Source organism: Ureibacillus sp. FSL K6-8385, assembly GCF_038593155.1.
GTDB lineage: Bacteria > Bacillota > Bacilli > Bacillales_A > Planococcaceae > Ureibacillus > Ureibacillus terrenus.
This window is the reverse complement of sequence record NZ_CP151968.1, coordinates 1,788,718-1,808,553: the sequence shown is the minus strand read 5'-3', so window position 1 is coordinate 1,808,553 and position 19,836 is coordinate 1,788,718. Positions and strand designations below refer to the sequence as shown.

The window sequence follows — 19,836 nt, the reverse complement described above, 5'->3', positions numbered from 1 at the left end:
CTCACGCCATTCCCTCCTAAAATCTTGTTTATTATAGCACAATTCTATATAATCGGAGTATAGTTGTTGACAAAGAAAATTTAACGGGTAGAATAATTCATGTAGTTTTTCGTGAAAATTTTAACAATATCTTTTTTCAAGCGTTGAAGAGGCTGAAGTAGTGTTTTCATTCCCTGTATGAGAGAGCTGGCGGTTGGTGCAAGCCAGTCATAATGAAACCACGAATTACGGTCTTGGAGCTTGAGCGTTTTCCGCGTTAAGGACCAATGAGTGGGAGAGTTTTCTCCAAGCCGGGTGGTACCACGTGCTGAGCGTCCCTGCATGCAACAAGGCATGCAGTTTTTTTATTGTTAAATTTTAACTTAATCTTAACCTAAGTGAATCAACCATAAATTCACAAATTTATGAACTGGAGGGAATCAAAGATGTCAAATGCATTATTGGAAGATTTAAAATGGCGGGGATTAATATACCAGCAAACAGATGAAGAGGGACTGGAAAAACTTTTAAATGAAGAAAAAATCTCATTGTATGTGGGGGTTGATCCGACCGCGGATTCCATGCATATCGGCCATATTGTACCGCTGATTACGATGCGCCGTTTCCAGCAGGCGGGCCATAGACCGGTGCTGCTTGTAGGCGGTGCCACAGGGATGATCGGAGACCCTTCAGGCAGATCAACTGAACGCAATTTGTTGTCGAAAGAACAGATTGAAAAGAATGTGGCCGGCCTTAAAAAACAAATGGAACGCATCTTCGATTTCGGAGATGATAAAGAAAACGGAGCAATTTTGGTAAACAACTATGACTGGATCAGCAAAATGAATGTGATTGATTTCTTAAGGGATTACGGAAAGCTGATTAATGTGAATTACATGTTGGCAAAGGATACGATTGCTTCCCGCCTCGAAACGGGCATTTCATTTACGGAATTCTCCTACACATTATTGCAGGGCATCGATTTTAACCATTTATATGACCATTACAATGTCCGTCTGCAAATCGGCGGATCCGACCAGTGGGGAAATATAACAACAGGCCTTGAAATCATCCGGAAAACCCATGATGATGAAGCAAAGGCCTATGGCATCACAATGCCTCTCATTACAAAAGCGGACGGAACAAAATTCGGCAAAACAGCCGGCGGCGCTGTTTGGCTGGATCCTGAGAAAACAAGTCCATACGAGTTTTACCAATTCTGGATTAATACCGCTGACGCCGATGTCGTGAAATATCTAAAAATCTTTACGTTCCTGAGCAAAGAAGAAATCGAGGAACTTGCCGAATCAGTCGAAAAAGAGCCGCATTTGCGGAAAGCGCAAAAGGCGTTGGCCGAAGAAATGACAAGACTCATTCACGGAGATGAAGCGCTTGAAACGGCAAAACGCATTACGGAAGCATTATTCTCCGGAGATTTGAAATCTTTGTCCGCAAGCGAAATGCGCGATGCCTTCAAAGACGTCCCAACCGCGGAAATGGCGAAGGAGGACAAAAACATTGTCGATTTGCTAGTGGAAGCAAAAATCTGTCCATCCAAACGCCAGGCGAGGGAAGACGTAAAAAATGGCGCAATTTCCATCAATGGCGATAAAGTGACGGATTTGGACTACATTGTCGGCGGAAAGGACCGCCTGGACGATGAATTTACCATCATCCGCCGGGGCAAAAAGAAATACCACATGGTGAAATATATTTAAAAATAAAAAGGGAGGGGCTGAGAAAAGCGATCGGGCCCCTCCTGTTTTGTTTTTTTATTCCAAAGCAAAAATAAAACCCCTGAAACCTGAAGTTCCAGGGGTTTTGGACTGGATTATCGAGAGTAGAACTCAACGATAAGAGATTCGTTGATTTCAGCAGGCAATTCAGAACGTTCAGGATAACGAACGTAAGTACCTTCTTTTTTCTCTGCGTCAAGAGATAGGTATTCTGGTACGAAGTTGTTTGCTTCAAGCGCTTCGTTTACAACTTGCAAGTTTTTGGATTTTTCGCGCAAAGCGATAACTTGACCAGGTTTTACTGTATAAGAAGGAATATCAACACGTTGTCCATCAACCGTGATGTGACCATGGTTTACCAATTGACGGGCTGCACGGCGTGTACGGGCAAAACCTAAGCGGTAAACAAGGTTGTCCAAACGGGATTCAAGAAGAATCATGAAGTTTTCACCATGAACCCCTTTCATTTTACCCGCTTTTACGAATAGGTTTTTGAATTGGCGTTCGTTTAAGCCGTACATATGGCGAAGTTTTTGTTTTTCTTGAAGCTGTAAACCATATTCAGTCAATTTTTTGCGTTGAGTTGGTCCGTGTTGACCTGGTGGGTAAGGGCGTCTTGCCAACTCCTTACCAGTGCCGCTCAGTGAAATGCCAAGGCGGCGGGAAATTTTCCATGTTGGTCCTGTATAACGAGACATTCCGTCTCCTCCTTTTGGTTTTTTTGTTGTAAAACAAAAACCAGTTGTATCCGAACTTATGCGTATTTTATTTTCATGTATTTTCGCCCCGGCAGCCATCAGGGTTACTCATACACCGTCCAATAATCCGAGGATTATTAGAGGAATAAAATACGGACACAAGTTTATACAACTGCTGCTTTTATTTTACACGAAGAACATTGTATATGGTTTTCATAGTGCAGTCAAGAGAAAAAACTTGAAATATCGCTGTTTTATTGATTTTCAATTAGACGATTATTCGGCAAAAACTTGGAGCATCGCCATTTGGTTTCACACATTGAAAACCGCTCCCTTTCACATCGCTTGATTCCAAGCGGCAAGATGCAAAACCGAAAAAATCCCGTTTCGCAATCGCTGCGAAACGGGCAGTTTTTTATAAATATTGGATCAATGTTTGTACGAATTTTTCCAGTCCCAGCCTGTCCTCTTCTTTAAAGCGATCTATTAATGGGCTGTCGATATCAAGCACGCCGATCATTTCGCCATCTTTTACAAGAGGAATGACAATTTCCGAGTTGCTGCGAGCGTCACATGCGATATGGCCGGGGAATTGGTGCACGTCTTTCACGACGATTGTTTCTCCTTTTTCCACAGCTGTCCCGCAAACGCCCCGGCCAACAGGAATCCTCACACAGGCCGGCAATCCCTGAAAAGGTCCAAGGACGAGTTCCCCATCTTTCAATAAATAAAATCCTACCCAATTGACATCCGTTAAAAATTGGTTCAGCAGCGCGCTGGCATTGCTTAAATTGGCAATGATGTCCGTTTCCCCTTCCAGCAGAGCGGCAAGCTGTTTCGCAAGCGTATCATATTGTTCTTCGAGAGAACCTTTGTATTCTATTTTCTTAAACACATGCTCACCTCCGATTTACGGGAAAATTTTTTCATAATGCTGGTGCAAGTCTTTGACGGAATGGGCGTCTGAACCGAATACGAGCGGCAAACGAATGGATTTTGCGTATTCAATCATCGGAAAAGGCGGATACGGTTCCCGGCAATATTTCTTGCTTAAACCGGCGCTGTTGACATCCAATTCGAAGCCGAACTCCTTCATTTTGTTTAATACTTCTTTTATGCGATGTTCATCTTCAACCAGGATGTTATGGGCATGCTGGAATTTATGGACGAGCGTCGGATGGCCGATTCGCCGCGGTTTGAATTGCCCCAGATCCGCTTCGATGGATTGGATAACTGTATCATAATACAAGTCGTAAACCGCTTCAACATTTCCAACTTTTTCTGCAAATTTCATGAATTCTGTTTCTGAATAGTCAATGCAAACATATTCATCGTTCCATTTTAAAAAATGGACGGACAAAATGGCGTCGTCAAGACGAGGTCCGATTTGGTCCAGGAAATTCTTGGTTTCCTCTTCGAAACCGGCGATAAAATCCACTTCCAGCCCGATATGAATGTTAATATCATTTTTATATTTTCGTTTTAATTGTTCCAACGTTTCTATATAAGTTGACAACAATTCCGGTTTCATTCCGCTGTCCTTCTCCGGAGTCGGGTCGGTAAAGTTGCCGGGCAGAGGGGCATGTTCGGTGAATGTAATATCAGTAAACCGATGCTGGATGGCTTTTTCTATATATTGTTCCAGCGGATCTGCCGTACCGTGGGGGCAAAAGGGTGTGTGGATGTGGCCGTCTCTTTTCATGATTTCAACTCCTTTAAAGAAAGAAATGTATTAACTTTCCTTATTTCCGCATTATTTTTTAAAACAAAAGTTCAAAAACATGGTATATTATATAACATATAGCCAATTTGCGTGAGGGTGGAATAGGAGGCTTACGATGAAATCAATCATCTTTGTCATCGCCATATTACTAGTGTTGTTTATTGTCGGGCTTATTTTTAGAAAAAAACATACCCGTGAAATAGAACGGCTTGAAAAAAAGAAATTACAAATTCAACATTATCCCATTTTTGAGGAATTGACAAAAGTAAAGAATTTGAATATGAACGGCCAGACGGAAGAATTGTTTGAACGATGGCGCAATAAATGGACGGAAGTAGTGGACGTGGATATCATCAAAATCGATTCCATGTTATTTGATGCGGAAGAATTCATTGACCGCTTTAAATTTAAAAAAGCGTCCGTGATCGAAAAAGAAATTGAAGAATATTTGAATAAATGCGACAAAATAAAGAATGAAATCTTGGACGAATTGGATGAATTAATCGGCAGCGAAGAAAAGAACCGCATTGAAATGGAACAGTTAAAGGAGCAATACCGTTCTGCGCGAAAGACCCTTTTGGCGCACCAATATTCGTTCGGTCCGGCATTGGCGAATCTTGAAAAATTACTTGAAGAATTTCCGCGGAAATTTGAAGAATATGAAAAGCTCACAGAAGAAGGAAATTATTTGAATGCCCGGGAAATTGTACTTTATCTCAATGAAAAGTCCAAAAAATTGAACGAGTTGATCAATGAAATCCCCGGATTGCTGGCGGAAATTCAGACAAAAATTCCCGCATCCATCCATGAGCTCCGCACAGGGCAGCGGGAAATGGAGGAGCAATCTTATTACCTCAAACATCTGGAATTGACCGAAAATCTTGAACAGATTGAGGAAGAGCTGAAGAAATTGGAAGAAGAACTGGCGAAATTGAACGTCGGTTATGTCGCATCCAGAATTGAAGAAATCAACGATGAAATTGACAATTTCTATGATTTGCTCGAAAAGGAAGTGTATGCGAAAAACTACGTAGACAAAAATTGTGACCGTACATACAAAACTTTGAATGAAGTGTTAAAAACGGCACGGGAAGTAAGCACCGAAGCCGAATATGTCCAAAGCAGCTACCGCTTGCCGAAAGAAGAAGCGGAAATTCCAAAGATTGGCCTGAAGCAGCTTGAAGTAATACAAAAACGTTTTGAATTGTTGCTTTCCCGTGTGCAAGGCGAAAAATCCGCATATTCGAGCCTGCAGGAAGAATTGATGGAAATCAGCAGCGAAATTGAACGCATACAAGAAGAGCAGGAAGAGTTCTCAAATCGGTTAAAGAATTTGCGAATCGATGAAAATAAAGCCCGAGCAAAACTTCAATCGTTGAAGAAAATGCTGCAAGATACGGACCGAATGTTACATAAAGCGAACATCCCAGGCATTCCGGAGGAAATGGACGCGCGCTTGGAAGAAGCGGAAGAGCAATTATTTTTGGTAATGCAAAGCCTCAAAGAAGTTCCGTTGAATATGAAACAAGTCAACAGCAATTTGGATCAGGCCGAAAAGTGCATCCAAGATGTGCAAAAACACGCAAAAGAAATGATAGAAAATGTTATGTTGACTGAGCGGATTATTCAATACGGCAACCGCTACCGTTCAAATCCGCAGGTTCACGAATTATTGCTCCAGGCGGAGGAATCCTTCCACAAATTCCGTTATGTAAAAGCTTTGGAACTGGCGGCGGAAGCGGTGGAAATGGCGGAACCGGGTGCCATTAAACGCTTAGAAGAATTGGTGCAGGAAGAAATGTTCGAAAAAGCGAAACAATAATTTATGCACGAAGCATAATTTCGGGTATAATGATAACGGAAAGTCATATCCGTTCACAGCAATATCACTTTTGTTTTTTCATGATAAGCATTAAAATGGATGGTTGTCCGGAAAGTATCCACTTTCTGTACAACCTTTTCTTTTGAAAAATCTTATGAGTTAGAAGGTTGGTAATGATGATCTATTTTGACAACAGCGCAACAACTCAACCCCATGAAGAAGTGTTGCAAACTTTCATCGAAGTGAATAAAAATTATTACGCTAATCCCGCTTCCATCCATTCATTTGGAGTGGAAGTCAACGAACTGTTGGATGCGGCAAGAGGACAAATCGCCGGCATTCTAAAAACGAACAAGGAACACGTTTTATTTACATCAGGGGGTACCGAATCAAACAATTTTGCGATTTTTGGTGTCGCAAAAGCAAATAAACATATCGGAAAACACATCATTACAACGGAAATTGAACATGCATCGGTGCTTGAAGCATATAAGGCATTAGCAAAAGAAGGATATGAAGTCGATTATTTATCGGTAAACAAAAATGGAGTAATCTCCCTAGATGAACTGCGGGAGAAACTTCGCAAAGATACGGTTCTGGTTACCATCATGCATGTAAATAATGAAATGGGAGCAATCCAACCGATTGAAGAAGCGGCAAAATTGATCCACCAGCATTCCCGCGCCGTTTTCCACGTGGACGCAGTGCAAAGTTTCGGCAAATTGGAAGTCCAATTTAAGGGAGAGGCCGGACCGGACATTATTACGATTTCGGGGCATAAAATCCATGGCTTGAAAGGTACGGGCGTCATCGCTTTCAGAAGAAAATTGAATATTGAACCGTTCATTGTCGGCGGAGGACAAGAATTCGGCTTAAGAAGCGGCACTGTCGCCGTGCCGCAAGCGGTCGCCCTTGCGAAAGCGTGCCGGATTGCAGTGGAACATTTACAGGAAAATCAAGCAAAATTCAAAAAATGGCGAGATGATCTCATTGATTTTTTAACGGCTTTTGGCAACCATATTTATATACTATCTTCGAAAGAAGGGGCACCGCATATCTTGTCCTTTAGTGTACGGGACATCAAAGGGGAAGTCGTCATCAATGCGCTGCAGAAACGCGGTGCCATTGTATCCACATCCAGTGCATGTTCTTCAAGACAGAAGAAAACAAGCCATGTCGTTGAAGCATTAAAAGTGGATCCACACTTTAAAGAAGGTGTCATCCGCATCAGTTTTGGCGCAAAAAATACTGACGAAGAAATCGAACAATTTAAAGCGATTTTTAAAGAAGTTATGAATGAATTAAAAGGAGTATAATGAGAATGCTTTGGAAAGAAATATTGATACGGTATGGTGAATTGACGACAAAAGGACGAAACCGGAAAGATTTTATCCAGCAATTGAAACGCAACATCAAGTATATTTTTTCTGATCTTGGTTCTTTGACAATCCGGGCGGAAAGGGACCGGATGCATATTGAATTAAACAATGAAGAACAATTTGAAGTATTAATGGAAAAACTGCCGCGCGTATTTGGAATCCAGTCTTTCAGCCCTGTCGCCATTTGCGAGAAAGACATGGGAAGCATCCAGCAGCTTGCCCAAAAAATTATGGATCGTTATAAAGATCAACAAATCACTTTTAAAGTGGAAGTGCACCGTTCAGATAAATCATTCCCTTACCAAACTTACGATATACAAAAAGCGGTCGGAGGATATTTGCTAAAAAATAATCCGAATTTATCGGTCGATGTCAAAAACCCTGATGTGGAGCTTCGGGTGGAAATCCGCAAAGAAGCCGCTTATTTAATGTCGGAAGTGATTTATGGGGCAGGAGGAATGCCTGTAGGTTCAAACGGAAAAACGCTCCTATTGCTTTCAGGCGGAATCGACAGCCCTGTGGCGGGATATTTGATGATGAAACGGGGCGTAAGGATTGACGCGATTCATTTTTATAGTCCGCCATATACAAGCGAACAGTCACTGCAAAAGGTAAAAGATTTGGCAAATGAATTAACGAAATTCGGCTCCACTATCCGTTTGCATGTGATTCCATTTACAGAATTGCAAGTGTTAATCAAAGATACAGTACCGCCGGAAATGTTAATGACCACAACGCGCCGGATCATGATGAAAATCGCGGATAAAGTGCGTGAAGAAATTGGCGCTCTTGCGCTTGTTACCGGTGAAAGTTTGGGGCAAGTAGCAAGCCAGACGCTGGAAAGCTTGACGGCAATCAATGCGGTGACAAATACGCCGATTCTTCGTCCGCTCATTTCTTTTGATAAGCTGGAAATTATTAAAATTGCACAACAAATCGGGACATACGAAATTTCCATCAAACCATACGAAGATTGCTGCACGATTTTCACACCGGCCAATCCGAAAACAAAGCCAAAAATTGAACGGGTGGTCCATTTCGAATCGCAGACGGATTTTGATGAATATATTGAGCGCGCCGTGAAAAATAGAGAAATTTATACTTTCCCTGAGAAACAACAAACAGCCGATAAATTTAAACATCTATTATAATTTCACTCTACCAACCGGCAGGTAATAGAAGCACAATTTACCTCTCACCTCTATGTATTATTTTTTGATTGCGGCACATTCTAAATGCACAAGGAGGTGAGAGAGATGGCTACAAACAACACAGGCGGCAGAAACAAATTATTGGTTCCTGGTGCAAACGCAGCATTAGATCAAATGAAATATGAAATTGCACAAGAGTTTGGTGTTCAACTCGGACCTGAAGCTTCTGCTCGTGCAAACGGGTCAGTCGGAGGAGAAATTACTAAACGTCTTGTGCAAATGGCAGAGTCTCAATTACGCGGAACTCAACAATAATGGAAATAAAGCTGGCAGCAGCATGCTGCCGGCTTTTTTTATCTCTGAATTATTTTTTTGTTTCTTATAAAAAAATGTATTTTGAACAAAATTTTTTCTATTAAAAAGAATATTTTGCTATTTTTTTTATATATAATTATAATTAGAATAATATTTGAGGGGGAATTTGCTTGAAGCGGGAAGATTTACTTGCACCAGAAATTTATAATATTGTCGAAGAATTCGAAAAATGGGCAACCGACGAAAACAAAGTCGCTTTATTGCTGCATCACGAAAACGGTTCCACAGAAAAGATCACTTTTGTCGAATTGCTTAAGAGAGCAAACAAAGTCGCAAATCTGTTCAGAAATTATGGATTGGAAAAAGGCGATGTCATTTTAGTGATGGTTCCGCGTTCTGCTAAAGCTTATGCTACATATATTGGCGCATTAAAAGCAGGACTGACGATTATTCCAAGCTCCGAAATGTTGCGGGCGAAGGACATTGACTACCGAATCCAGCATTCAGGGGCAAAAGGGATTGTTGCGTTTTCAAATGAAATTTCCCAATTTGATGAAGTGAAATCTCTGGATGGATTAAAATTGTTTGTTTACGGGGAAGCGCAAGAGCCTTGGATTCAAATTGAAAAAGAACTTGAAAGTCTGCCGGAGGAATTCGATGGAGAGCGAACAAAGAGCTCTGACATTGCCTTCTTATCCTATACAAGCGGAACAACAGGTAATCCGAAAGGTGTAATCCATACCCATAGTTGGGGTTATGCACATTTGCGCACAGCAGCTGAACATTGGCTCGGTGTCAAAGAAGGGGATCTGGCATGGGCAACAGCTGCACCGGGGTGGCAAAAATGGATTTGGAGCCCGTTCCTGGCGATTTTGGGCAGCGGAGCAACGGCATTTGTGCATACAGGACGTTTCGAACCAAAAACGTACTTGCAATTGCTGCAGGATTATAAAATCAATGTTTTATGCTGCACGCCGACAGAATACCGCTTGATGGCGAAAGTGGACGGCTTGGAATCATTTGATTTATCCAATTTGAGAAGCGCCGTTTCCGCCGGAGAGCCGTTAAACAGCGAAGTTATCAACAAATTCTTGGATGTGTTTGACATCCAGGTGCGCGACGGATATGGACAAACTGAAAATACATTGCTTGTCGGAACAATGATCGGCATGAAACCAAAACCGGGTTCCATGGGCAAACCGACGCCAGGAAATATCGTAGAGGTGATTAATGAAGACGGAGAACCTGCAAAGCCGGGAGAAGTCGGCGATATTGCCGTGCATATTTCCACACCGGCATTGTTCAAAGGTTACTTGAATGACCCTGAGCGCACACAGCAGCAATTCCGGGGGGACTGGTATTTAACCGGCGACCGTGCGTACAAAGATGAAGAAGGGTATTTCTGGTTCCAGGGCCGCGGAGACGACATCATCATTTCGTCCGGCTATACGATTGGGCCTTTTGAAGTGGAAGATGCCCTTGTGAAACATCCTGCCGTCAAAGAATGTGCGGTAGTGGCAAGTCCGGATGAAATTCGCGGAAGCATTGTAAAGGCTTTCGTCGTATTGAAAGATCCGTCTTTAAAAGACAGCCCTACTCTTGTGCAGGAATTGCAGGAACATGTGAAAAAGATTACGGCTCCATATAAATACCCTAGGGCGATTGAATTTATTGATGAGCTGCCAAAAACGACTTCCGGAAAAATCCGCCGGGTGGAACTTCGCCAAAAAGAATGGCAAAAGCATGCAATGAAGTAATGCATTCATACAGAATGAAATGAAAGAATAAAATAATGAAGACATTCGGAAAGAAATAAACCTTTCTGAATGTCTTTTTTTCATGTAATCTTATACTAGTAAAGAAAATTTTTTTAAATTTTTGAAACAATTGGCTTTGAAAAACGTATAGAAAAAATGGAGGAGGTTGGAAGATGAATACAAAAAGATGGATAGCGCTGAGTATAGCGGTTTTTTTAATGGTGGTTTCAATCGGGGTAAACATAGTGACAACCATTTTTACAAGCGATTTTTTTAGTCAATTTGAATCTTTCAGTAAACCGGAGCTGACCGAGGCGATTGTCGAACCGGGGTCGTTTGATGAGCGGATCGCTTTGCTTAGTGTGGACGGGGTGATTCAAGATGTCGGTTCAAGTTCCCCTTGGGCAGCCCTTGAATATGACCATCAAAGATTTTTGGCAACATTGGACCAAATTTTGGAAGATGATACAGTAAAAGGCGTAGTATTATCTGTCAACTCTCCAGGAGGAGGGGTCATGGAATCTGATGAGATTTATCAAAAATTAATGAAGATCAAAGAAGAGAAAAAGATACCGATTTATGTTTCCATGCAATCGATGGCGACATCCGGCGGATATTACATTTCTGCGCCCGCCGACAAAATTTTTGCCCATCGTGATACAGTGACAGGCTCAATCGGCGTCATTATACAAAGTTATAATTACTATGAACTTGCGAAAAATTTAGGAATCGAGTTTGAAACCATCAAATCCGGACCGCATAAAGACATGTTCAACGGCACACGTCCTTCGACGGATGAAGAAAAAGCGATGATGCAAGAAATGATCAATGAATCGTATGAAGCGTTTGTAGATGTGGTGAAGCAGGGAAGAGGCATGTCTGAATCCGAAGTGAAACGAGTGGCGGACGGGCGAATCTTAAGCGGCAATCAGGCACTGAGAGCCGGGTTGGTTGATGAAATCGGAACTCTGGAGGAAACAATTCAGGCATTAAGAAAAGACCATGGCCTGGAAGATGCGACATTGTTCGAATATGAGTCAAGTTTTGGAACTTTAAGCTCGTTATTCGCAATGAAATTAGGCACCATCTTTGGCCCTTCAATGGAAGAACGCCTGTTGATCAAATTAATGAATTCATATGATGCACCACGATTGATGTATTTATATGGCCAAAATTAAGGGGGGCTGAAATATGACAGGTTATCATTCAGACAATGACCGGAAAAATTCTGCCCATGAGACGGACGGAAACGCGCCGATTCATGAACAATCGGCCGAAAACGCCATGAACATCCAGGAGCAAAATGATGGAACAAGAAAAGAGCTAACATATACGGAACAATCCAAGCAAGCGGAGGAAGGGCATAAAGAACCGGAAAAAAGCGAATCCAACGCGCAAAATGTGACAGAAACCGGTTTATTAGAAGAAAATCCGCAAACGCAAAGCCGCAATGAATCTTCAACCGAAGAACAGAAAGAAGGGACACCGGAACCTAAAATCGTGAGAGAAACGGAAATCGTGGAAGAATATGAAGAAAAAACTGCAGGGTTCTGGATCCGTTTTTGGGCATTTATCATTGATGGACTGGTTGTGAGTGCGGTTGTCGGCATTTTGGTGAAGCCAATCTTCTACTTGTTTGGCTGGGATGTGGGCGGTTCTCTATGGTACTCGCCATTTACCATCATTTCAGGCATTATTTATTATGCGTATTTTGTCATCATGACAAAATACTGGCAGCAAACGATCGGCAAAATGATTTTCGGCATTAAAGTAAAATCGCTGAAAGAAGAAAAACTTTCGTGGACAACGGTTTTATTTCGGGAATTGGTGTCGCGTTTCATCAATAATACCGTTTGGATATCTTATCTCGCCGTGGCTTTCACACCGAAAAACCAGGGATTGCAAGACTATTTTGCCGATACGATTGTGGTGCAGGAAAATGTATATGTAAAAAATGAAAAGAAAGTGATTAAAGAAAAAATCATTGAGACAAATTCTTCAAATGAGCAAACAGCCTGAAGTTTAACCATTCAGTACCCATTCGGTGCTGGATGGTTTTTTGTTTTTGAGTAAGTTATTTGCATTGGCAAAATGTTGTTTAGTAATATGAAATAAGTAGAAAATAAGGAGGAATGTTCTAGTGGCTCAAGTAACATTTAAGAATAAACCCGTTACTTTGCTTGGAAATGAAGTGAAGGTTGGAGATCAGGCTCCGGATTTTACTGTGCTCGCCAATGATTTAACTCCGGTTACATTAAAAGATTCAGAGGGAAAAATCCGTTTATTTGCAACTGTACCTTCCCTTGATACAGGAGTGTGCGACGCGGAAACCCGCCGATTTAATGAAGAAGCCGCAAAATTGGGTGATGATGTCATTGTCTACACGGTATCCGTGGACTTGCCATTTGCACAAAAACGTTGGTGCGGAGCGGCCGGCATTGATCGGGTAGTGACAGTGTCAGACCATAAGGATTTATCTTTCGGAAAAGCTTATGGTGTTGTCATTGAAGAATTGCGTCTTTTGGCACGTGCGGTGTTTGTTGTTGACCGTGAAGGCGTTGTGCGTTATGTGGAATATGTTCCTGAAGTGACTAACCATCCAAATTATGAAGCGGCAATCGCGGCGGTAAAAGAACTCTTATAAAAGATGTGGCCGCGACATATCTTTTATCGCATTTTTCGGTTATTATTATATTGTGTTTTACCTGTAGACAAAGTCCGTATCGGCTTTGTCTACAGCCATTTTTCCGTAATTTTGCATATCGTAACCCAATGGCGAGTGTTGAAAGGAAGAACAACATGGAAAAAATCGAACAAATCTTTAATTTTATTGATAAAAGCGCGGAGAAACATGAACAATCGGATTCAACATATTTGGACGGGGTATTGGCGACGCTTTCCGGAATTTTGGATGGAAAGGATTCCTTGCCGGTCGGATCGGCCACAAAAGAAGAAATGCGGAAAGCCATACAGCTTGCGATATTAAAAGGCATGCGCCTGTCTTCGCAGCCGCACCATCAAATGACGCCGGATTCGTTGGGGCTGTTCATTGCGTATCTTGTTGAACAGCTTTTGGAAGATAAATTGGAAAAGGGCATGATATCCATTCTGGACCCGGCCATGGGGACAGGGAATTTACTGTTTACCATTATGAATCAATTGGACGGCAAAGTGTCGGCAACGGGTATTGAAATCGATGATTTGCTGATCCAGTTGGCGCGGGAAACGGCTGAGCTGATTGAACAGCCGATTGATTTATACCATCAGGATGCCTTGAGGCCGCTTTTTGTCGAACCGGTCGATCTTGTCGTTTGTGATTTGCCGGTCGGGTATTACCCTAACGAGGAAGTGGCAAAAGGCTATGAACTGCATGCGAAAGACGGGATGAGTTATGCCCACCATTTATACATTGAGCAGTCGTTAAAATATACAAAAGAGGGCGGTTACCTAATATTTTTGATTCCTGCCACCCTGTTCGAGTCGGATCAGGCAGAGGCGCTGCATGCATTTTTGAAAAAGCACGCATGGATATTGGCAGTGATGCAGCTGCCGGAGAACATGTTCAAATCGAAACAACATGAAAAAAGCGTTTTTATTTTGCAGAAGAAAAGCGAAAAAATGCGTCCTCCGAAAGAAGTGCTGCTTGCAAAAGTTCCAAATATGTCCAACAGACATGCGATGTCCTTGTTCTTTGAAAAGATCAAAATGTGGAAAGAGCAGAAGTAGCCGCAGGATTTTATATGCCAAAATGGTCTTGAAGCATCTTGGCTTCGCCGACAATCAAAAAGGATGCGCCATTTTAAATGGTGCACCCTTTTTATATTGGAAATTAAGATTTTTTGGCATTTTTTAAAATCAGCAAGTTAAAGATTTGAATGACCGGTTTTCGCGACAGCAAATAGACGATGAGGAAGCTCATTATTAACAAAATCCAGTATTGGTTTGTTTCGATGATATAATTTTTGATGGAATGTTCCTGAAAAATCCGGACTATGGCCATGTGCAGCAAATAGATGACCAGTGTCGATTGTCCGATGGATGTAAGAAAGCCATGTTTTTTTGGCACCAGGGTGAAAAAGAGATAAGTGGCCATAAACTGAATGGCATACGCACTCAATCTCATCAGAGCCGAGTATTCGATATCATCCGTAATTTCTTCATAAGGCCTTTTTCCCAATAGCCAGAATCGGTAATCAAGGGGCATATACAAGGCAATCAGCGCAAAGCCGGCGACGGCAAGGATGATGCCGGCGACTATATGCTTTCGGGATTTGAGCCGGTTAAAATGCTGTTCTTTTAAATAATAGCCCGCAAGGAAAAACGGAAAAAAGTAAAAAGTGCGGGATAAAGTTAAAAACTCATCCACTTCCGCGTCATAGCCGATGAAAAGCGAAAAGGCGACGGCAAGGGGAAGGGCATATTTCAGTTTGCCGACAAAGTACAATAGAACATTCCAAAAAATCAAGCTTAGAAGAAACCAAAGCCCCCATCTCGGGATGAACAGACTATAGCTGATGTCGTCGCCAAAAACCAGATCATAATACAAAGTATAAAAAACTTGAAAAACGACATAAGGTATAAAGAGTTTGCTTACTAGTTTTTTGAAATACCCCGGTTCATAAACTTTCTTGGCAAAATAGCCGGAAATCAAAATAAAGGCCGGCATATGAAAAGTATAAATAGCCAAATAAAAATCAGCGATCCATTCTTCCTGTTCGATGTATTCGCTGATCATATGGCCAAATACTACAAAAAAGATCAATAAGGCTCTCGCATTGTCAAAGTAAGCGATTCGATTCAAATTGGATCATTCTTTCTAATGTGATAAATTCCAAAAGTTGTTGCAAAAAATATTATTTTTAATGAGAAAAATAGAAAAAAGAAAAATTAAAGAATCAGACATGGACAATAATAGTTTTAGCATACTTTGATAAATTAATCTATCGGAAATGGCGGCGGAATTCGTCAAAACCCTGACATTTCTCCAAGGATGAAACCGGGCTGGCAAAAAAATAAAGGCTGCCTGGAACACCATCCAGGCAGCCTTTGAAACCGGATAAATTATTCTTTAATAGGAGTGCGGACAACAAGCACGTCGCATTTTGCAGAACGGACAATCGCTTCAGATACGGAACCGATGAGGAAGCGTTCCACTGCATTCAGACCTGTCGCACCGCAGACGATTAAATCGGCATCAACAAGTTTGGATAATTCCTTAGTAATGATTGTTTTTGGAGAACCATATTCTATGATTACGTTTACATTTTTAACGCCAGCTTCTTCGGCTTGTTTTTTATATCCTTCAAGCAATTCTTCAGAGAATGCTTGGGCTTTTTCTGCGATTGAACGGTCATATGCCTCGATTGCTGCGAAAGAACGAGTGTCAATTACATTCACCAGGTGCAATTTCGCATCTTCGCCACTTTGTTTAGCAATATCAATCGCTTTTTTAAAGGCATATTCTGCTTCTTTCGAACCATCAACAGCAATGACAATATTTTTGTAGTTTACCATACCAGCAACCTCCTTTATCTATATGTTTATTATATCAAATTATCAGAAAGTGGGAATGAAAATCGGAAAAAAATACGTAAAAAATTCATAGTTTTTTCTAAATTCCGACAGAATATTTGTCGAAAAATTAAATTTTTCAAAACCCCTTGGGGGGTATGATGGATTTTCTTCGGGGCGATTTTTATCGTTTTAATTTTAATTTCACAATTGTTAGAATAGGGATAAAAGCAATTCTTCTTTTTGAATATTCTAGCAAAGGATGGGAGATTTCTGTGAAAATTGGAATACCAAAAGAAATAAAAAACAATGAAAATCGGGTAGCCATGACACCTGCAGGGGTGGTTACTTTAACAAGCGCAGGACATGAAGTGTACATTGAAACGGGAGCGGGACTTGGATCTTCATTTACCGACGAGGATTATATTGCAGCGGGTGCAAAAATTGTACAATCTGCGGAAGAAGCGTGGTCCCAGGAGCTCATCTTAAAAGTAAAGGAGCCCATAAAAAGCGAGTATCAGTATTTTTATGAGGGGCAAATCCTGTTTACTTATCTGCATTTGGCCCCTGAATTCGAATTGACGCAGGCGCTTTTGGACAAAAAAGTGACCGGAATTGCTTATGAAACAGTCCAATTGCCGAACGGTTCATTGCCATTGCTGACGCCGATGAGCGAAGTGGCGGGAAAAATGAGCGTGCAAATCGGGGCCCATTTTTTAGAAAAGCTGAACGGAGGCAACGGAATTTTATTGGGCGGCGTATCCGGTGTTCCAAGGGGAAAAGTGACCATCATCGGCGGTGGAGTGGCCGGAACCAGCGCCGCACGGGTTGCAATCGGAATGGGGGCGGATGTGACAATCATTGATGTCAATCCGGACCGTTTGCGTCAATTGGAGGATATTTTCGGCTCCTCCATTCAAACCTTGATGTCGAATCCATATAATATCGCCGAATCTGTGAAACATTCGGATCTGGTCATCAGTTCGGTGCTGATTCCGGGTGCAAGGGCTCCAAAATTGGTGACGGAAGAGATGGTAAAACAGATGAAGCCGGGCTCCGTCATTGTGGATATTGCCATCGATCAGGGGGGAAGCACCGAAATTACCGCAAACAATCCGACATCCCATGATAAGCCGATTTTTGAAAAACATGGAGTTCTGCACTATGCGGTGCCGAATATCCCGGGCGCTGTGCCGAGAACATCGACCATTGCGTTGACGAACGTGACAGTTCCATATGCGCTGCAGATAGCCAATAAGGGATTCAAAAAGGCTTGTTTAGAAAATGAGGCTTTGAAAAAAGGGCTCAATACGCTAAATGGACATGTTGTCTACAAAGCCGTCGCGGATTCCCAACAACGGGAATATGTTGCCGTTGATACTTTGCTGCTTCCATGAGAATATCTACTACTTGGAAAATTGGTTTCCAAGTAGTTTTTTTATTTTGTTTATTTTTTGTAATATTTTTAAAATTCGATTAATAGAATGAAAATTAGAGATTTTTATACTTAAAAACAACAAATTAATAGAAAGGTGTTTAAGGGGGAGCATGATGAAAAAGTACCAGCGCATTTTATTCACTGTATTTGCAGCGATGATCTTGCTTCTTTTAACAGCATGCGGAGACGGGGAAAAAGATACGTCTGCGAATACGGAGGAAACGGGAGACGGCGTCATCCATGCAGCAATTAGGAAGAGAGTTGTTGAATCTGGCAAAAGGATTGGGAATTGAACCGGGTGATTTCGGATTAAGAAATAACCAATTTGTTTATTTATCCCTTGCGGCGATGTTGACGCTTATCGTGCTGATTATTTTATGGTTTGTGATTCGTCAGCAAAACTCAAGAATCGGACGGGCTTTCTCTTCGATCCGGATGGATGAAAAAGCTGCGGAATCCATGGGAATCAATCTTACTTATTATAAAGTGCTGGCATTTGCCCAGGGAGCTTTCATAGCCGGTCTTGCCGGGGCGCTATATGCGCATACCGTCGGCTATATTTCCCCCTCTGATTTTTCGTACCACCGGGCAGTGGAAATTTTAATCTTTACCGTTTTTGGAGGGAGCGAAGTGGTCATCGGTTCCGTCTTTGGGGCAACCATTCTGACTTTACTTCCTGAGGCTCTGCGCTTCCTAAGCGATTATCGTTATATTTTCTACGGCATAATGCTGGTCATTTTAATGGCGGTCCGCCCTCAAGGGATTTTAGACCTTCAGTTGTATTATCGAATGAAAGGAAAAAACGCATCAGAAGGGGGAGCGGCGAATGGTCCTTGAAGTAAGGAATATTACGAAAAGATACGGAGGAATCACGGCCCTCAAAGATATATCCTTTTCCATTCGGCAGGGCGAGGTATACGGATTGATCGGACCGAATGGAGCCGGAAAAACGACAATGTTCAATTGCATTACCAATTTTGTTGAACCGACCAGCGGAGAAGTATATTTCAAAGGAGAAAACATTACCGGCTTAAAACCATATAAAATCACCGAAAGAGGGATTTGCAGGACATATCAGAATATTCGCCTGTTCCCGCAAATGACGGTTTTGCAGAATGTAATGGTCGGAGGGCATTCGAGGCTTTCATCCGGAGTGTTCAAGAGCGTTTTCCGGATGAAATCGCAAAAACATGAGGAGAAACGCCTAATGGAAAGAGCGAAAGAATTGTTGGAGCTGGTTGGATTGGGGCAGATGGAAAAACTGTTTGCCGAAAATTTGTCCTATGGCCAGCAAAGAAGATTGGAAATTGCGAGGGCATTAGCGGCCAGTCCCACGCTTTTGCTGCTTGATGAACCGGCAGCAGGCATGAATGAAACCGAGACGGAAAACTTGTATGAATTGATCAAAAAGATCCAATCGATGGGCGTTACAATTCTAATCATCGAGTATGATATGTCCCTTGTGATGAGGTTGTGCGACCGGATTGCGGTATTGAACTTTGGGGAGAAGCTGGCCGAAGGAACGCCGGAAGAAATTCAAAACGATCCGGCAGTGATTGAGGCCTACCTCGGCAAAGAGGAGGAAGAGACGATTGCTTAAGTTGACAAACATCGAAACATATTATGGACAAATCCAGGCATTAAAAGGGATTCATTTGCAAGTGGAAAAAGGGCAGATCGTGGCGCTTCTCGGAGCCAATGGGGCCGGAAAATCGACGACGATGCGGACGATTGCAGGATTAGTAAAACCGAAACAAGGAACCGTTGAATTTTTGGGGGAAGATGTGACAGGATTGCGTCCGCATCAACTATTAAGGAAAGGGATTTCCCTTGTTCCGGAAGGTCGCGCGATTCTTGCGGGCATGACGGTTCTGGAAAATCTCGAAATGGGGGCATATCACCGAAAGGACAGCAGAGTGAAAAATGATATCCAAAATGTGATGAGGCGCTTTCCGATATTGGAGGAACGCCAAAATCAATTGGCCGGAACCCTTTCGGGAGGACAGCAAATGCTTGCGATTGCCCGTGCGTTGCTTTCAAAACCAAAGCTGCTATTGCTGGATGAACCGTCTATGGGCCTGGCGCCGATCATCGTTGCCGAAATCTATAAAATCATCAAGGACATCAAAGAAGAAGGAACGACCGTGCTGCTGGTGGAACAAAACGCAAAACAAGCTTTGAAAATTGCGGATTATGGTTATGTCATGGAAACCGGAAAGATTATTGCGGAGGGAACGGCGGAAGAATTATTGAAAGATGAACGGATTGTCGAAGCGTATCTGGGGAAAAAATCTGCCGCAGTTTAATGCAAAAGAGCTTCCTGCCTG

General features: G+C 42.1%; 19 protein-coding genes. 14 read left to right on the top strand and 5 right to left on the bottom strand.

The features are described 5' to 3' along the window. Positions 1–425 precede the first annotated feature (425 nt). Positions 426–1,697, top strand: a complete 1,272-nt coding sequence (gene tyrS / locus NST62_RS08810) for a tyrosine--tRNA ligase (protein ID WP_141602842.1) — start codon at positions 426–428, stop codon at positions 1,695–1,697. A 113-nt stretch (positions 1,698–1,810) separates the two neighbouring features. Here the strand turns inward: tyrS and rpsD are convergent, their stop codons facing one another. From rpsD to hisJ, 3 genes are all read right to left on the bottom strand, one after another. Next, entirely contained in the window at positions 1,811–2,413 is a 603-nt protein-coding gene (gene rpsD, locus NST62_RS08805; RefSeq protein ID WP_141602843.1) for a 30S ribosomal protein S4, read from the bottom strand. Between the two features lie 415 nt (positions 2,414–2,828). Beyond that, positions 2,829–3,308: a GAF domain-containing protein gene (locus NST62_RS08800; protein ID WP_141602844.1), complete on the bottom strand. Its 480-nt coding sequence runs from the start codon at positions 3,306–3,308 to the stop codon at positions 2,829–2,831. Between the two features lie 15 nt (positions 3,309–3,323). Next, a complete protein-coding gene (gene hisJ, locus NST62_RS08795; protein WP_141602845.1) occupies positions 3,324–4,115 on the bottom strand; it encodes a histidinol-phosphatase HisJ in 792 nt (263 codons plus the stop codon). 136 nt (positions 4,116–4,251) lie between these two features. Between hisJ and ezrA the strand changes: the two genes are divergently transcribed. From ezrA to NST62_RS08750, 9 genes are all read left to right on the top strand, one after another. Next, on the top strand, positions 4,252–5,958 hold the full coding sequence (gene ezrA, locus NST62_RS08790; protein ID WP_342462820.1) for a septation ring formation regulator EzrA: 1,707 nt from the start codon (positions 4,252–4,254) through the stop codon (positions 5,956–5,958). Positions 5,959–6,134: 176 nt separating this feature from the next. Next, entirely contained in the window at positions 6,135–7,274 is a 1,140-nt protein-coding gene (locus NST62_RS08785; protein WP_141602859.1) for a cysteine desulfurase family protein, read from the top strand. A gap of 5 nt (positions 7,275–7,279) precedes the next feature. Further along, the gene (gene thiI / locus NST62_RS08780) at positions 7,280–8,488 is read left to right on the top strand and encodes a tRNA uracil 4-sulfurtransferase ThiI (RefSeq protein ID WP_141602847.1); all 1,209 of its coding nucleotides are present in this window, start codon (positions 7,280–7,282) and stop codon (positions 8,486–8,488) included. A gap of 105 nt (positions 8,489–8,593) precedes the next feature. Next, entirely contained in the window at positions 8,594–8,803 is a 210-nt protein-coding gene (locus tag NST62_RS08775; protein ID WP_141602848.1) for an alpha/beta-type small acid-soluble spore protein, read from the top strand. Positions 8,804–8,973: 170 nt separating this feature from the next. Beyond that, positions 8,974–10,560 carry an acyl--CoA ligase gene (locus tag NST62_RS08770; protein WP_141602849.1) on the top strand — a complete coding sequence of 529 codons (1,587 nt, stop codon included), beginning with the start codon at positions 8,974–8,976 and terminating at the stop codon, positions 10,558–10,560. A 173-nt stretch (positions 10,561–10,733) separates the two neighbouring features. Beyond that, the gene (gene sppA / locus NST62_RS08765) at positions 10,734–11,738 is read left to right on the top strand and encodes a signal peptide peptidase SppA (protein WP_141602850.1); all 1,005 of its coding nucleotides are present in this window, start codon (positions 10,734–10,736) and stop codon (positions 11,736–11,738) included. 13 nt (positions 11,739–11,751) lie between these two features. Continuing rightward, entirely contained in the window at positions 11,752–12,579 is an 828-nt protein-coding gene (locus NST62_RS08760) for an RDD family protein (protein ID WP_246045879.1), read from the top strand. Positions 12,580–12,700: 121 nt separating this feature from the next. Continuing rightward, a complete protein-coding gene (gene tpx / locus NST62_RS08755; RefSeq protein ID WP_141602851.1) occupies positions 12,701–13,204 on the top strand; it encodes a thiol peroxidase in 504 nt (167 codons plus the stop codon). 155 nt (positions 13,205–13,359) lie between these two features. Continuing rightward, complete coding sequence (locus NST62_RS08750; RefSeq protein WP_141602852.1) at positions 13,360–14,286, top strand: class I SAM-dependent methyltransferase; 927 nt, start codon at positions 13,360–13,362, stop codon at positions 14,284–14,286. A 103-nt stretch (positions 14,287–14,389) separates the two neighbouring features. Here the strand turns inward: NST62_RS08750 and NST62_RS08745 are convergent, their stop codons facing one another. Beyond that, the gene (locus tag NST62_RS08745) at positions 14,390–15,361 is read right to left on the bottom strand and encodes an acyltransferase family protein (protein WP_141602853.1); all 972 of its coding nucleotides are present in this window, start codon (positions 15,359–15,361) and stop codon (positions 14,390–14,392) included. Between the two features lie 260 nt (positions 15,362–15,621). After that, on the bottom strand, positions 15,622–16,074 hold the full coding sequence (locus NST62_RS08740; protein ID WP_141602854.1) for a universal stress protein: 453 nt from the start codon (positions 16,072–16,074) through the stop codon (positions 15,622–15,624). A 272-nt stretch (positions 16,075–16,346) separates the two neighbouring features. Between NST62_RS08740 and ald the strand changes: the two genes are divergently transcribed. The 4 genes from ald (at position 16,347) to NST62_RS08720 (ending at position 19,815) form a co-directional block, all read left to right on the top strand. Continuing rightward, the gene (ald, locus tag NST62_RS08735) at positions 16,347–17,468 is read left to right on the top strand and encodes an alanine dehydrogenase (RefSeq protein WP_141602359.1); all 1,122 of its coding nucleotides are present in this window, start codon (positions 16,347–16,349) and stop codon (positions 17,466–17,468) included. A gap of 281 nt (positions 17,469–17,749) precedes the next feature. Next, positions 17,750–18,346, top strand: coding sequence for a branched-chain amino acid ABC transporter permease (locus NST62_RS08730; RefSeq protein ID WP_328216369.1), 597 nt, complete (start codon positions 17,750–17,752; stop codon positions 18,344–18,346). After that, the gene (locus NST62_RS08725; protein WP_328219937.1) at positions 18,336–19,109 is read left to right on the top strand and encodes an ABC transporter ATP-binding protein; all 774 of its coding nucleotides are present in this window, start codon (positions 18,336–18,338) and stop codon (positions 19,107–19,109) included. Before NST62_RS08730 ends, NST62_RS08725 begins: the two co-directional genes overlap by 11 nt. After that, positions 19,102–19,815, top strand: coding sequence for an ABC transporter ATP-binding protein (locus NST62_RS08720; RefSeq protein ID WP_342462819.1), 714 nt, complete (start codon positions 19,102–19,104; stop codon positions 19,813–19,815). The genes NST62_RS08725 and NST62_RS08720 overlap by 8 nt, the downstream gene beginning before the upstream one ends. The last annotated feature ends 21 nt before the right edge of the window (positions 19,816–19,836 follow it).